At 38.1% G+C, this 15,096-nt stretch carries 16 protein-coding genes; 13 read left to right on the top strand and 3 right to left on the bottom strand.

Going from position 1 to position 15,096, the window contains the following annotated elements; genetic code table 11:
- Positions 1-7 precede the first annotated feature (7 nt).
- From murG to ACF3OC_RS14995, 7 genes are all read left to right on the top strand, one after another.
- Positions 8-1,108: an undecaprenyldiphospho-muramoylpentapeptide beta-N-acetylglucosaminyltransferase gene (murG, locus tag ACF3OC_RS15025; RefSeq protein ID WP_392469689.1), complete on the top strand. Its 1,101-nt coding sequence runs from the start codon at positions 8-10 to the stop codon at positions 1,106-1,108.
- Between the two features lie 3 nt (positions 1,109-1,111).
- Positions 1,112-2,470, top strand: coding sequence for a UDP-N-acetylmuramate--L-alanine ligase (gene murC, locus ACF3OC_RS15020; protein WP_392469688.1), 1,359 nt, complete (start codon positions 1,112-1,114; stop codon positions 2,468-2,470).
- The gene (locus tag ACF3OC_RS15015) at positions 2,460-3,290 is read left to right on the top strand and encodes a cell division protein FtsQ (protein ID WP_094256192.1); all 831 of its coding nucleotides are present in this window, start codon (positions 2,460-2,462) and stop codon (positions 3,288-3,290) included. Before murC ends, ACF3OC_RS15015 begins: the two co-directional genes overlap by 11 nt.
- A gap of 33 nt (positions 3,291-3,323) precedes the next feature.
- Entirely contained in the window at positions 3,324-4,706 is a 1,383-nt protein-coding gene (gene ftsA, locus ACF3OC_RS15010) for a cell division protein FtsA (RefSeq protein ID WP_094256191.1), read from the top strand.
- A gap of 141 nt (positions 4,707-4,847) precedes the next feature.
- A complete protein-coding gene (gene ftsZ, locus ACF3OC_RS15005; RefSeq protein ID WP_094256190.1) occupies positions 4,848-6,554 on the top strand; it encodes a cell division protein FtsZ in 1,707 nt (568 codons plus the stop codon).
- Positions 6,555-6,685: 131 nt separating this feature from the next.
- Positions 6,686-6,871 (top strand): histone H1, encoded by a 186-nt coding sequence (locus ACF3OC_RS15000; protein WP_094256189.1) that lies wholly within the window; start codon positions 6,686-6,688, stop codon positions 6,869-6,871.
- Positions 6,872-6,947: 76 nt separating this feature from the next.
- The gene (locus ACF3OC_RS14995; RefSeq protein ID WP_392469683.1) at positions 6,948-8,084 is read left to right on the top strand and encodes a sugar phosphate isomerase/epimerase family protein; all 1,137 of its coding nucleotides are present in this window, start codon (positions 6,948-6,950) and stop codon (positions 8,082-8,084) included.
- Between the two features lie 39 nt (positions 8,085-8,123).
- Here ACF3OC_RS14995 and ACF3OC_RS14990 read toward each other — a convergent pair whose 3' ends face one another.
- Positions 8,124-8,768: a response regulator transcription factor gene (locus tag ACF3OC_RS14990; RefSeq protein WP_094256187.1), complete on the bottom strand. Its 645-nt coding sequence runs from the start codon at positions 8,766-8,768 to the stop codon at positions 8,124-8,126.
- 309 nt (positions 8,769-9,077) lie between these two features.
- Between ACF3OC_RS14990 and mscL the strand changes: the two genes are divergently transcribed.
- The 5 genes from mscL to tsaB all read left to right on the top strand — a co-directional run bounded on the left by mscL (position 9,078) and on the right by tsaB (position 11,222).
- Positions 9,078-9,485: a large-conductance mechanosensitive channel protein MscL gene (gene mscL, locus ACF3OC_RS14985; protein ID WP_094256186.1), complete on the top strand. Its 408-nt coding sequence runs from the start codon at positions 9,078-9,080 to the stop codon at positions 9,483-9,485.
- A 171-nt stretch (positions 9,486-9,656) separates the two neighbouring features.
- Entirely contained in the window at positions 9,657-9,815 is a 159-nt protein-coding gene (gene rpmH, locus ACF3OC_RS14980; RefSeq protein ID WP_093098370.1) for a 50S ribosomal protein L34, read from the top strand.
- A 60-nt stretch (positions 9,816-9,875) separates the two neighbouring features.
- Positions 9,876-10,289 carry a ribonuclease P protein component gene (locus ACF3OC_RS14975; RefSeq protein ID WP_392469680.1) on the top strand — a complete coding sequence of 138 codons (414 nt, stop codon included), beginning with the start codon at positions 9,876-9,878 and terminating at the stop codon, positions 10,287-10,289.
- On the top strand, positions 10,252-10,506 hold the full coding sequence (yidD, locus tag ACF3OC_RS14970; protein ID WP_094256184.1) for a membrane protein insertion efficiency factor YidD: 255 nt from the start codon (positions 10,252-10,254) through the stop codon (positions 10,504-10,506). Before ACF3OC_RS14975 ends, yidD begins: the two co-directional genes overlap by 38 nt.
- Positions 10,507-10,511: 5 nt before the next feature.
- A complete protein-coding gene (gene tsaB / locus ACF3OC_RS14965) occupies positions 10,512-11,222 on the top strand; it encodes a tRNA (adenosine(37)-N6)-threonylcarbamoyltransferase complex dimerization subunit type 1 TsaB (protein WP_392469677.1) in 711 nt (236 codons plus the stop codon).
- On the opposite strand, the gene ACF3OC_RS14960 is transcribed toward tsaB, so the two are convergent.
- Both ACF3OC_RS14960 and ACF3OC_RS14955 read right to left on the bottom strand, forming a co-directional pair.
- A complete protein-coding gene (locus ACF3OC_RS14960; protein ID WP_094256182.1) occupies positions 11,217-12,122 on the bottom strand; it encodes a CorA family divalent cation transporter in 906 nt (301 codons plus the stop codon). The genes tsaB and ACF3OC_RS14960 overlap by 6 nt on opposite strands.
- Before the next feature lie 130 nt (positions 12,123-12,252).
- Positions 12,253-12,864, bottom strand: a complete 612-nt coding sequence (locus ACF3OC_RS14955; RefSeq protein ID WP_392469675.1) for an OmpH family outer membrane protein — start codon at positions 12,862-12,864, stop codon at positions 12,253-12,255.
- 201 nt (positions 12,865-13,065) lie between these two features.
- Here ACF3OC_RS14955 and gyrB point away from each other — a divergent pair, with 201 nt between their 5' ends.
- Positions 13,066-15,024 (top strand): DNA topoisomerase (ATP-hydrolyzing) subunit B, encoded by a 1,959-nt coding sequence (gyrB, locus tag ACF3OC_RS14950; RefSeq protein ID WP_094256180.1) that lies wholly within the window; start codon positions 13,066-13,068, stop codon positions 15,022-15,024.
- The last annotated feature ends 72 nt before the right edge of the window (positions 15,025-15,096 follow it).

Below are 15,096 nucleotides of genomic sequence, written 5' to 3'. Positions count from 1 at the left end.
ATATTGAATGGCGCATAAAGTTATCATAAGTGGTGGTGGAACCGGTGGACATATCTTCCCGGCGATTGCGATAGCCAATGCGTTAAAAAACCTGTCTCCAGATATTGAAATCCTATTCGTAGGAGCAAATGGAAAAATGGAGATGGAACGTGTTCCTGCAGCTGGATATGAAATTGTAGGATTGGATATTGCCGGAATAAACCGTCAATCGCCATTGAAAAATATTAGTCTTCCTTTTAAGATGATAAAAAGCTTATGGAAGGCAAGAAAAGTTCTTAAAGATTTTAAAGCAGAAGCAGCGATTGGTGTTGGAGGCTATGCATCTGGTCCATTATTGATGATGGCCAATATGATGGGACTCCCAACAGTAATTCAAGAGCAGAATTCTTATGCTGGTGTGACTAATAAAAAGTTAGGTGCCAAAGCAAAAAAAATCTGTGTGGCCTATGAAGGAATGGAAAGATTTTTTCCAGCAGATAGAGTACTGATGACAGGAAATCCTATCCGGAAATCCTCAGTCGCTATTGAAGGCAAAAGAGAAGAAGCAATTCATGCCTTTGGATTAGACCTCGATAAGAAAACCTTATTGGTCACTGGGGGAAGTCTTGGCGCATTGACCTTGAATGATAGTATTAAAGCTGGCTTGGATAAATTGGTTGCTGCAGGAATTCAAGTGATATGGCAATGTGGTAGTTATTATTACGAAAAGCTTAATGCTGAATTAGCTGATAAGTTACCTGATTCCATCAAACTAATGCCATTCCTGGAGCGTATGGATTATGCTTATGCTGCCGCGGATGTCATTATCGCTAGAGCAGGTGCTGGCACAATCTCTGAATTATGCGTGATTGGTAAACCAGTGGTATTGGTGCCATCGCCAAATGTGGCAGATGACCATCAAACAAAAAACGCAAATGCATTGGTGGTGAAAAATGCTGCTTTAATGGTTAAAGACAATGTTGCTAGGGAAGAATTGGTCGACACTGTGTTGGACCTTTTTAAGGATGATGCCAAGCAAAAAGCATTAAGTGAGCATATCTTAAAGTTGGCACTTGCTGATGCTGATGAGGTTATTGCACAAGAAGTATTGAGTATTATAGAAAAATAGAAAATGAATATCGACAAAATAAAAAGAGTTTATCTACTGGGTATCGGCGGAATCGGCATGAGCGGATTGGCTCGTTATTTTAGTCGTCTGGGCTGTGAGGTTGCTGGTTATGACCGTACCTCGACTGAACTTACTAGAACCTTGGAAGAGGAAGGAATGACAATCAGCTATGCTGACGATATTGATTCTATTCCGGAAGCTTTCAAAGTGGCAAGTGAGGAAACCCTTATCATTTTCACCCCAGCAGTGCCAAAAGACTTGAAATTGAAAGCTTTCTTTCAAGACAATGGTCATGAACTATTTAAGCGTTCTCAGGTGTTAGGTTTTATTTCTGCAAGTAGGTTTACTATTGCTGTTGCTGGAACCCATGGAAAAACTACTACCTCTACAATGGTAGCCCATGTATTGAAACATAGTGGATTTGACTGCTCCGCATTTTTAGGTGGTATCAGTACAAATTATCAAAATAATGTGTTATTCGGCGATAATGATGTAGTAGTGGTGGAAGCAGATGAGTATGATCGTTCTTTCCTAACTCTTCATCCTAATATCGCAATCGTGACTTCAGCAGATGCTGATCACTTGGATATCTACGGTGATCCGCAAGAATTAATCAATTCTTTTGAAATGTTCTTGGATCGAGTGGTTGATGGTGGTAAAAGCATCGTGAAAGTGGGTCTTCCATTTTCTGGAGATATCTCTTACGCTCGTGAACAAGTTTGTGATGCCTATGCTGAAAATGTAAGAGTGGAAAATGGTGAATTCTATTTTGATTATCATTCTGCTGATTTAACCATCAAAGATATTCACCTGGGAATCCCAGGATTGCATAATGTTGAAAATGCCGTTGCCGCAATTACAGTTGCTCATCTATTGGAAATTTCAGCTGATAAAATTGTCGCTGCATTATCCGATTTCCAAGGTGTAAAACGTCGCTTTGAATTTATCGTAAAAACAGATAAAAATATTTATATCGATGACTATGCGCATCACCCGGAAGAGCTGAGAGCATTTTTGACCTCCATGAAAAAATTATATCCGGAGAAAAAATTAACGGTGGTATTCCAACCACACTTGTTCAGCAGAACTAGAGATTTTGTGGATGGATTCGCTGAAGTATTGGCAATGGCTGATGAATTACTATTGATGGAAATTTATCCCGCTAGAGAATTGCCAATTGAAGGAGTTGATTCAACATGGCTTCTGAATAAAATCAATTTGGAGAACAAAAGATTGGTATCTCCTGAAGAAGTGTTGGAAATAGCAAAAACTGAAAACCCAGAATTATTGGTGACCGTTGGAGCTGGAGATATTGATAAACTGGTTAAACCTTTAAAAGAAGAATTGAACCATGTTAAATAGAATAAGAAATATACAATGGCGTCAAGTTGGCTATTTTTTCTTAGGACTAGTGGCGATTGTCGGTGTGGGAATGTTGATGAGCTTGATCAATAAAAAAGACCAAGTTCAGGAATGTACCGCCTTAAAGGTAATGGTAGAAGGTAAAGAAACTTTCATTGATCAAAATGATATCTCATCCATGATCAAAGAGAAGTTTGGAAATGTAGTAGGAAAGCAATTGAATGATTTGCCCCTGCATAAAATTGAAACTGAGCTAAAAAGATCTCCTTACGTATCCAGTGCTGATGTTCATATGGATATGGATGGTACCATGCGAGTGGCAGTGCAACAACGCGAGGTTGTCGTGAGAATCATCAATCAAGGAGGTCAGGAGTATTATGTGGACTCCAAAGGAAATAAAATTCCTGTAACCTTAAAATATGTGCCGCATGTTATGGTGGCAAACGGAAATATTAAGGAGGGTTATAAAAAATCCCTGGAACCTGTTCAAAGCCAATTGGTGAAAGACTTGGTGAGAATTGTGGAAGAAACCAAAGGGGATGAACTTTGGAGTAATCAAATTGTACAACTATTCGTAAATGATGAAAGAGATATTGAAATAGTGCCTCGAGTAGGAAGTCAACAATTGATTATTGGGAATGCAGATTCTTTAAACTACAAATTGGACCGTTTGAAGAAATTCTATACCCATATTTTACCTAGGGTAGGAGCAGATGCCTACAGCAAGGTAAATGTAAAGTACAGTGGACAAATTGTCTGCGAACGCAAAGGCGATTGGTTTATTGATAGCCTACAAATGAAAATGAACAAGAAGATTTAAGAAACAAATTACATACAGCATCAAACACAGCATATGAAACCTAGAATTGTAGAAAATGAAAAAGAAAATCCAATTATTGTAGGATTGGATATCGGTACGACAAAGATCTGCGTGACTGTAGGTCGTCGTAGTGGATCAAACAAGGTTGAGTTATTAGGTGTAGGAAAAGCGGAATCTGCCGGCGTAAATCGTGGAGTTGTTGCCAACATCCAGAAAACCGTCACTAGTATCCGAGAAGCTGTTGCTGTGGCTGAAGGTCAATCCAACGTTGACATCAAAGTGGTCAATGTAGGGATTGCTGGTCAGCACATCAAGAGTATCCAACACCGTGGTATTTTAACCAAGAATGACGATGATGAAATCGGACGTCTTGATATCGAACGTTTGATTTCTGATATGTACAAATTAGTACTTCCTCCAGGAGAAGAAATCATTCATGTTTTACCACAAGAATTTACTATTGACAACGAACCTGGTATCAAAGAACCTATCGGAATGGCTGGTAGAAGAGTGGAAGCCAATTTCCATATCATCTCCGGACGCGTTACTGATATCAAAAACATCAAGAGATGTGTGGATAACTCCGACCTTGAAGTTTCTGAATTGATCCTTGAACCTCTTGCATCATCCGAAGCTGTGTTGGATGAAGAGGAAAAAACTGCAGGTGTTGTGCTAGTAGATATCGGTGGTGGTACTACAGATGTGGCTATCTTCCATGAAGGTATTATTCGCCATACTGCGGTAATCCCTTTGGGTGGAAATATCGTAACTGAAGATATTCGTCAAGGTTGTGCCGTATTGCGTAATCAAGCTGAACAATTGAAAGTAAGATACGGATCCGCTTTGGCAGATGAAAATAAAGAAAATGAAGTTATCTGTGTCCCTGGAATCAGAGGCAGAGAAGCAAAAGAAATTTCTGTAAAGAACTTAGCTTATATCATCCAAGCAAGAATGGAAGAAATCATCGAACATGTGTTCTATGAAATCAAATCTTCTGGATATGAAGATAAATTAATTGCTGGAATCGTAATCACTGGTGGTGGGGCACAATTGAAACACTTAGTACAATTGGTGGAATATATCACTGGAATCGATTGCCGTATTGGATATCCAAATGAATACTTGGCAAAAACTGATATGTTGAACAAACAAGCTTTCGACGAATTGAAAAGCCCATTGTATGCTACAGGTATTGGTCTATTGATTAAAGGTATTCAATCGCTGGAAGAAGAAGAGAAAAGAAACGAGGAGAAAAGCATTAAAAGTGGCACTCCAGCTAAGGATAAAAAAGAAACTAAAATCCAAGATATAGCCGACGGACAAAATAAAAAGGACGGATGGTTAGCGCGTTTTTTGAACGATTGGATCAAAGATGGAGCCGATATAGACAATGATACTTACATTGGAAAAAAATAATTATCAACATCAGCTAGTTTTTTCCACATTTTAACAAATGTGGAAAACTCTTGTTAAGATTTTGGTAATATTACATTAGAATTGTTGACTTGCGTTGTGTTAACGTAAAGGCTTGATGAAGAATTAAATAGGATAAAATATATGTCGATACAATTTGAAATGTTAAAGGAGAACTCATCAATTATCAAGGTAATTGGTGTGGGTGGTGGCGGCGGAAACGCAGTCAATCACATGTATAAGCAAGGAATTAGTGGTGTGGATTTCATCGTGTGCAATACAGATGCACAAGCATTGGAATTAAGCCCTATTCCAAACAAGGTGCAGTTGGGTGCAAGTCTTACCGAAGGTATGGGTGCTGGTGCTGATCCTGATGTTGGTGAAAATTCAGCAATCGAAAGTATTGAAGATATCAAACGTATGTTAGGTACTAATACCAAGATGCTTTTCATTACTGCAGGAATGGGTGGTGGTACTGGTACTGGTGCAAGTCCTGTGCTGGCTAAAGCAGCAAAGGAGTTGGGTATCTTGACCGTTGCAATCGTTACTACTCCTTTCACTTTCGAAGGTAAACGCCGTCGTATGCAAGCTGAAGATGGTCTAGGTGAGCTTCGCAAATACGTAGACTCTTATTTAGTGATTTCTAATGACCGCCTGCGTGAAATCTTTGGAAACTTGACAATGACAGCTGCATTTGCTAAAGCAGATGATATCTTGACCACTGCGGCTAAAGGTATTGCTGAAATCATTACTATCCCAGGATATGTGAACGTCGATTTTAAAGATGTTCGTACCGTAATGAACGATTCTGGTGTTGCGATCATGGGTAATGCCGTGGCAACAGGTGAACAACGTGCTCTAGATGCTGTAACTGGCGCGTTGGCTTCTCCACTATTAAAAGATAATGAAATTGAAGGTGCTCGCTATATCCTGTTAAATATTACTTCCGGTACTCGCGAAGTAACAATGGATGAAGTAGCTATCATTACGGATTATATCCAAGAAAAAGCTGGCCTATCAGCTGACTTAATCTGGGGTAACTGTATTGATGCTAACTACGAAGAAGAACTTTCTGTAACTATAATCGCAACTGGTTTTCAAACTGCTGAAGAACGTGTGAAGGAAAAGGAAATGGAAAAAATCGCCATCCCTTTGACTCCGGAGGTTTCAACTTCTGCATTCGTTAAACCCGTAGCAACCAATCAATTTGTAGATAGAGCAAATACTGAAGCAAGTGCTTTCGTAAAACCAAGTACCCCAGTTGACTCTCCATCTAACCAAGCGCCGCAAACAGATTTGTTCTCCAACAAAACTGCTGTAGCTGCGCAACAAGCTAATGCTGTAGAAAAAAACGATTCCCAAATTGTGCGTCACACTTTGGAATTGGATGATAATTCTGATGCTGAAGAAGTGCAAGAAGATCCAAATCCACACGGATTTGAATTGAAAACTTCTCCTTCTTTGTTTGAGTTTAAATTACCTACTGTTTTTGATGCATACAACCCTGCTGATGAAAAAGAAGAGGTTAAACCTGAACCAGTAAAAGAAACAGTTCAGCCTAAAGCTGAAATCGAACTGGAAGAAGCTAAAAAAGAAGAAAGTAATTTCGAAGATCAATTGTTGAAAACAAAGGAACGAATCCTGCGCCTTAAAGAGTTGAGCATGAAATTGAAATCTTCTAACGGTCTTCAAGAACTTGAAAATGAACCTGCTTATAAAAGAAAGCAAAAAACATTAGATGATGTTCCGCATTCATCTGAATCTCAAGTCTCTCGTTTTACCCTGTCATTTGATGATGGTGAAACTGAAATCAGACCAAACAACTCTTTCCTACACGATAACGTAGATTAATCTTATCCTATTTAATAAATAAAGGGTGGCTTGAAAAGGTCACCTTTTTGGTGTTTTAGGTTTTGTTTATAGAAAAAAGATGCTAATTTTAAGTGAGTTACTATAAATAATTATAAATAAATCTAAAAGTTATGGCAAGTATTGATAAATTCAAGGAATTAAAGTCTTTAATTGACGGATTAGAAAACGATGCAGACAAGTTTTTTGCAAAAGGTAATAGTGCAGCCGGCACACGTGTAAGAAAAGGTCTACAGGATATTAAAACTTTAGCCCAAGATTTACGCTTAGGAATTCAAGATCTTAAGAACAAGAAATAGTGAAGCTTCTTCATTAATGTACAAAGCCCATTTATGGGCTTTTTTTATGCTTATATTTGAATAAATTAGATCGATAATGAAACAAATCCAAAACCCAATCTGGCTCATGAGCTCCGCTTATGATAAACTAAATCAAGCTGAACTCCTCGAAACCGCTGCAAACCTTGGCGCTCAAGGTATCGATTTATGCGCCTTTAGAAAAGATGGTGCTCGAGCAGATCATACCGCAACACATATCGATTATGACCATTTTGGACCTGATCAAGCTAAGGCAACTCTAGAGAACTTTAATTCTAAAGGCTTAAGGCTGTCTTTAGGAGCTTTTGAGAACATGATTGGTGGCGATGAGGCAGAAAGACGTCAAAATCAAAACCACCTCTTAAAACTCATTAGAATAGCTCACCTGCTTGGTGCCGATGAAAATGATGTAATGGTGGGAACCTTTGTAGGCTATAACCATGAACTAGGAAATCAAATCGATGGATTTCAAAAAAACTTGGAGGAATATAAACGAGTATTTGAACCTATTATCCGATATGCTGAAGATTTGGGTGTAACTGTGGTCTATGAAAACTGCCCAATGGAAGGTTGGAGATCATCCCGATATAGTAGCACATTTAATAACTTGCCAGGGGTCTTGGCAGCTAGAAAACTTATGTATGCCATGATTCCTAGTCCTGCACATGGTGAAATCTATGACCCTTCTCATGATATCTGGCAAAACACAGACCCTGTCGAAGTAATTGAAGAAATGGATATTTCTAGATTGAAACGAGTGCATGTCAAAACGACCAGAATGCTGAGTAGCAAAGCTAGGGTAGAGTGGGGTGGAATGTATCCCATGCAACAGGTAAATGCTGACTTGGCAAAATTAGCCGGGGTTTCTATTCCTCAAAATGATTGGGATCGACATCATTATACAGCCATGTTGCCCGGATTCGGTGGAACGGATGATATGGATTGGAACAGCTTCGTAGAAGTTCTTCATGATAGGGGCTTTTCAGGGCCTTTTGAAATCGAAAATGAAGCGAAAAACTCCAAAGATACCCACAACCTCGCTGCCATCAACCAGGGAGCCAAAGCCTGTATTAGCTTCTTATCCCCTTTGTTATGGAAACTAGGTGACAATGGGTACCAATATACCGAGCAAAGCAAGCTAAAGGAAATCTCCAGAAAAGATATTCCTGTACGAAGCATAGAAGAATTATCCTGACCATATGGAAGGATAAAAAAATAAGGAATAACCATTTGGTTATTCCTTATCTGCATTCATCTTGAATAGCGATATTAAATCTGGAATGTTGTGTACACCCAGTTTTTCGAAAATTCTACTCTTGTACGTACTTACAGTTGATGAGCTCAGATTCAACCTGTTTGAAACCTCAATAATTCCTAATCCTTCAATAAGGTGTCTCGCAACATCCATTTCACGATTCGATAGCTTATATAGTGGGTTTAAACTGTCAACCTTTGATTTGCTGGTAGTCAACTTCTGAACATACAGATCCTTGATGGCTTCAGACATATAACGACCGCGTTCGAAAATGCTGTTAATCGCATTTGTGAACTCAGTCATGCTTGTGGTCTTATTCACATACCCCGCTGCTCCAGCTTCAATATAACGAAGAGCATATAAGGTCTCATCGTAGGATGAGAATACTAGAATCTTTAAATCAGGCTGAATATCCAACAACTCTTTAATTACTTTAATATTATTTCCACCCGGCATATTAATGTCTAGTAGAAGTAAGTCGAAGCTAGTCGTTTTTAATTGTACAAATACCTCATCATATGTTTGAGCATGAACAATTTCAACCGTTTTTAAAGTTTCCTTAATCGCGGTAGAAACACCCAAGCGCACAATGATATGGTCGTCGGCTATTAATATTTTTTTCATAAAGATTTTTACACAAATTACCTAGATTCACCATTTGTACGAATTTTTCAACTTTAGGATTGGTTTGAAAAATTGTATTTAGTAGTTAATTTGTTTCCTCAAATATAATAATTTTAAATGTATTCAATTAATTTTAAAATTATTTTAAACTTTTAAATTGAGCACTCAATAAAATTACTCATTTATTTTGAAATTAATTTTAGTTTCTGATTGTAAACAGCTTTTTTTGTAAGATTATCACATGCTCAACTATTTACAAATTAAAACTATTTAAATACATTATATTCACTTTTTAGACAATTTAAACTTATGGGATTTTTAAAAGAATTTAAAGAATTCGCTATGCGCGGAAGCGTTATTGACCTTGCTGTCGGTGTGGTTATTGGTGGTGCTTTCGGAAAAATCGTTACTTCCTTAGTAGATGATATCATTATGCCACCAATTGGTTTTATTACCGGTGGTGTTGATTTTTCTAGCATGAAATATATCATTAAAGAAGGTAATGAAGCTGCAGGAGTAGCCGAAGTAGCCGTAACTTATGGTAATTTCATCAATGTCTTAATTCAATTCTTAATTATCGCCTTCTGTATTTTCTTGGTCATTAAAGGAATCAACTCCTTGAAAAGAGAAGAACCGAAAGAACCTGAAGCAGCTCCTGCTCCAACTAAAGAAGAAACACTTCTTACAGAAATTCGCGATATCTTAAAAAATAAATAAGTAGCAAATTCTCGCTCCAAAGCAAATTATGAGGGTTATTCGCCTAAATAATTTGCTTTTTTTTATTTATTAGATTCAGAGTGTTGCGTAATTGTGAAATAAACTTTATTTTTGCATTCCTCTTTTGAGGGATAATTTGGTAAAAAGTATAAAAACAAGCATAATAGCGTCATGAAGAGAACATTTCAACCTTCGCAAAGAAAAAGAAGAAATAAACACGGATTCAGAGAGCGTATGAGCTCTGCAAATGGTAGAAGAGTACTTGCTGCTCGTAGAGCAAAAGGAAGAAAACGCCTTTCAGTTTCTGACGAAAGCCGTCACAAAGGTTAATTTTACTCTCGCCGGTGATATAGGGACCGCGCTGTTTTAGCCGGCTTTATGGTCATCGTGATGAAAAAATATACATTTAAAAAAGAAGAACGATTATGTAGCAAAAGATCTATTGACGATCTTTTCCATAATGGTTCTTCTTTTGTTGTATATCCTTTTCGAATAGTTTGCCTCATTAAACCCGCAAACCCTGAACAAAATTTCCCCGCTCAAGTCATTACATCCGTCCCTAAAAAACGATTCAAAAAAGCCGTCGATAGGAATGCCCTGAAAAGACTGATGCGTGAATGCTATAGAATCGAGAAACCTCAATTGTATTCCATTTTAAATCAGCATTCCGTAAATTTGTTCCTGGCTATTCAGTATGTAAGCAATGATAAATTGCCCTATGAAACTTTGAAAAATAAACTGAAGCTGGTAATCGCAAAACTGGAAAATGAAATATCTAAATCTGATCTGGGAAAAAGTAATTAAGCTGCCTCTAAAGTGGCTTTTCCTCCTTATTATCAAGATTTACCAACTTTTTCTATCCCCACTTTTAGGCGCTAGTTGCCGATATTCCCCAACTTGCTCCCAATACGGTAAAGAAGCTATCCTGAAACACGGCCCCTTCAAAGGTGGCTGGTTAACTATTAAACGTATCGTCCGCTGTAACCCTTGGGGGGGACATGGACATGATCCTGTACCTTAATCCTTATGTCAAATTCCTATATCCTCGCTATTGAAACAGCAACAAATCTTTGCTCCGTATCCTTGTCGAACCACGGAAAACAGATAGGCGCAGTTATTGGTAATGAACCTAATCTTCACGCCACAAAGCTGACAGTCTTCATTCAGGAATTAATGGAAAAAACGCAGGTTTCCCTGAACCAATTGGCTGCAGTAGCAGTAAGTATGGGCCCTGGATCTTATACAGGACTTAGGATTGGCGTATCTACCGCAAAAGGACTCTGCTACGCATTGGATATCCCTTTAATCGCGAATAATACCTTAGAAGCTTTGTGCAGCGGGTTTAAAGCCAAATGCCAAGACCTGAATAGCAAAACTCTTCTGTTGCCTATGATCGACGCCAGAAGGAGAGAGGTCTATACCGCAGTTTTTAATGCTGATGGTTCCTGGATGAAGGAAACTGAAGCCCTGATTGTAGATGAAAATACTTTCGACCATTATCTGGATCAAGGCTATGATTTGATTTTATTTGGCTCAGGGGCTGATAAGTTTATTCCTACTTTTGAAAATAATCCCCAGATTCAAGTGGTTCCGAATTTTGATTCTTTCGCTTCCTTCCAGGATCAAAAATCATTCGAAAAATTCCAAAATCAGCAATTCGAAGATGTAGCCTACTTCGAACCCTTCTACTTAAAAGATTTTGTCGCAACAACCCCTAAAAAATCCCCTTTACTATAACCATCTCTTTCTTTTGAACCAGATGTAGATCATCACGGAAACTGACAGCATCAAGATCCAAACAGCTGGATAGCCATGTAGCCATTCCAATTCTGGCATATATTTGAAGTTCATTCCATAAACTCCAACAATAAAAGTTAATGGCATGAAAAATACCGAGATAATCGTTAGAATACGCATGATCTCATTGGTATGATTGGACTCAATATTAAAGTAAACCGAAAGCAACTGGGCCGTGTTTTCCCCGATGTTCCTGAACAAAGTATTTGTCCTGGAGTAGATATCCCGCAAATCTTGTGTATAAATATTTTGATATTCAGGCATATGGAAGTAATCCACTATATCTTTATATAAGGTCAAGATAATTTTGATTAAATCTACCTGTCTTTTTAAATAATACAGCTTCATTAAAAATGGCTTCCTTTTACGGTGTAAAAACACAATCTCCTCATAGTCATCGAGTTTCTCTGCAAGATCATTGATGACCAAATTCTCAAATGTTTTTAAGGATTGCGAAACTAAGCTGTTTACCAGGCTCTTGCTGGATTTTAGTTTCTTATTGCTCTTGTCCAGTTCAATCAACTCGTTCAGAAGCTTGATCTCATTTCTATGCACAGTGATAATAAAATCCTCATCATAAAAAACGGAAATGCGTAAGGTGATATCTGCTAGGGTGTCTGAATTCTCAGGAAAGGATTCCGCAATGGAACGTAAAATTAAAAAATGATAATTCTCAAATTCCTCAATCTTAGGTAAATGGCCAATTTCTAAACAGTCTTTTATCGACGCATCATTCAAATTGTATTTTGCCTTCAGCTCCGTAAAATCCTCTAATGTAGGATCTAGGATCTCGTACCAATCATAACCGTTTTCTTCCTTACTGAGAATATGTCGTACCATGTATATCGATTTAAGATGAAATTTACAGAGTTTATAGCAAATTACAAATTTGATTTGGTAGCCAAGGCAATCTTTGGACATAAAAAAAGCCTCGACGAATCGAGGCTTATCTTATGTTTTTCCGTTCTGCTTACTTTTTAGCAGCAGCGTTTTTGTCACTATATTCTTTGTTTAAAGCTCCTAACACTTCATTAGTGATGTCCATTTTAGGATCTGCATATAAAACAGCTGGATTAGTCTTTGAATAGGTAAGAACTAATTTATAGCCTTTCTCTTCGGAATGCTTTTTCAAATGATCCGTGATTGTTGTATAAACCTTCGTGAATTCTGTTTGCTCTTCTTGTGCAATTGATGAAGAAGCATTTTGATCCATACGGCCTAGGTCATTTTGATGTCTAACCAAACGCTCCTCGGTAGCTTGACGCTCAGATGCACTCATCGAAGCCGCTTTTTGTTGGTATTCTGCTAATTCACGTTGGTAGGCTTGTCCTTTTGCTTGTAGATCGCTCTGTGCTTTCTTTACTTTCGCCTCTAATTTCGTGCGAACATCTTTAAAATATTGGTATTTCTCAGATAAAGTATCTGAATTTACATAGGCAATTTTGTCAATAGGATCAGCTGCTGTTACCGTAGTGGTAGGAGCTGTACTCGTTTTTTCAGGTTGGTTACTCGCTTGTTGATTACAAGATACGATGGCTGCTGTAGCAACTAAACCTAAGGTGATTTTTAATAGTTTATTCATTCTCTGTTTTATATTTCGATTTTCTTAAGGACAAACCTAATATAAAATTTTCAATTATTCTAAAATCAACTCCAATTCCTATCCATTTTAAATCCCTAAATAATGTTAATTTTGCTCGTCCACGTTGCCTTTTTTATTTGATTATTAGGGGAATTTTTCGTATTTTTGAAAGTTAATCAACAGTAATTTTAAAAGATTTTCATGAGCGAAGAAAACAAAAATGCATCTACGTATTCAGCGGATAATATCCAGGTATTAGAAGGATTAGAAGCTGTACGTAAGCGCCCTTCCATGTACATCGGTGATACAGGCGTAAAAGGCCTACATCACTTGGTTTATGAAGTAGTCGATAACTCTATCGATGAAGCTGTTGCCGGTTATTGTGACGATATCGTAGTAACCATTCTTAAATCCAACGGTATATCGGTACGTGATAATGGACGTGGTATTCCAACTGGAATCAATAAAAAAGAAAAAAAATCTGCTTTAGAGCTTGTAATGACGGTATTACACGCCGGTGGTAAATTCGATAAAGATACTTATAAAGTATCTGGAGGTTTACACGGTGTCGGGGTATCCTGTGTGAATGCCCTTTCTACCCATTTAAAAGCCGAAGTGCATAGAGAAGGTAAAATCTTTGTTCAGGAATATGAACAAGGTAAACCACAAGCGGATGTAAAAGAAATCGGTGTCAGTGATGTAACTGGAACCATTGTTACATTTCAACCGGATCCCGAAATTTTCACCACAACCTTAATCTTTAATTACGATACGCTTGCCAACCGATTAAGAGAACTTTCCTTCCTAAACAAAGGAATTACTTTAACCTTAATCGATGAAAGAGAAATCCTTGATAATGGTGAGTTCCGGAAAAATGTCTACCTATCTGAAGGTGGTCTTCAAGAATTTGTGAAATTCTTGGATGGCAATAGAACGCCTTTAATTTCTGAACCTATCTATGTAGAAGGTATTAAACAAGGTGTTCCTGTGGAACTAGCCCTTCAATACAATGATACCTACTCTGAAAATGTACATTCCTACGTTAATAATATCAATACTATCGAAGGTGGATCTCATGTTGCTGGTTTCCGTAGAGGATTAACCCGTACCTTGAAAAAATACGCCGATGATTCTGGTTTATTGAAAAACTTAAAAGTAGAAATTGTAGGGGATGACTTCCGTGAAGGATTGACCGCTGTAATTTCTGTTAAAGTCGCTGAACCTCAATTTGAAGGACAGACGAAAACAAAATTAGGAAACTCCGAGGTAATGGGGGCTGTAGATGTGGCCGTAGGTGAAATCTTAAGCTCTTACCTTGAAGAAAATCCTAGGGAAGCTAAATTAATCGTTCAGAAGGTAATCGTTGCGGCTCAGGCTCGTGCTGCTGCTCGTAAAGCTAGGGAGCTCGTGCAACGTAAAACCGTAATGGGGGGCTCCGGCCTGCCAGGAAAACTTGCCGATTGCTCGGATCGTGACCCTGAAAAATGTGAAATCTTCTTCGTCGAGGGAGATTCCGCGGGGGGGACAGCCAAACAAGGTCGTGACCGTGCTACTCAAGCAATCATGCCTTTGAGAGGTAAAATCCTCAACGTGGAAAAAGCAATGGAACATAAGATCTATGAAAATGAAGAGATCAAAAATATGTTCACTGCGCTTGGGGTAAGTATTGGTACTGCCGAAGATTCCAAAGCATTGAACGTTGAAAAACTTCGCTACCATAAAATTATCATCATGACGGATGCCGATGTCGATGGATCGCACATCGCAACTTTGTTGTTGACATTCTACTTCCGATACATGAAAGAATTGATCGAAAATGGTTATGTCTATATCGCAACTCCGCCATTGTACCTTGTGAAAAAAGGTAAAGACTTTGAATATGCTTGGACGGAAGACCAACGTTTGGCCGCAATCCAACGCTTAAAAGGTGCAGGTAAAGAAGATAGCGTTCATGTTCAACGATATAAAGGTCTTGGTGAAATGAATGCTGAACAGCTTTGGGATACTACAATGGACCCTGAAAGACGTACATTACGCCAAGTAACAATTGAAAATGCTGCCGAGTGTGACCGTATCTTCTCGATGTTAATGGGTGATGAAGTTGCTCCTCGTCGTGAATTTATCGAAGCGAATGCTCGTTATGCTAAAATTGATATCTAATTCTTTTTAGAAATTAACATATTGAAAAGCTGCCATTTGGCAGCTTTTTTTATTTAATACCCCCGCCTTTAC

The organism is Sphingobacterium cellulitidis (assembly GCF_043187465.1).
GTDB classification, from domain to species: Bacteria; Bacteroidota; Bacteroidia; order Sphingobacteriales; family Sphingobacteriaceae; genus Sphingobacterium; species Sphingobacterium cellulitidis.
This window is presented reverse-complemented; position numbering and strand designations above follow the sequence as displayed.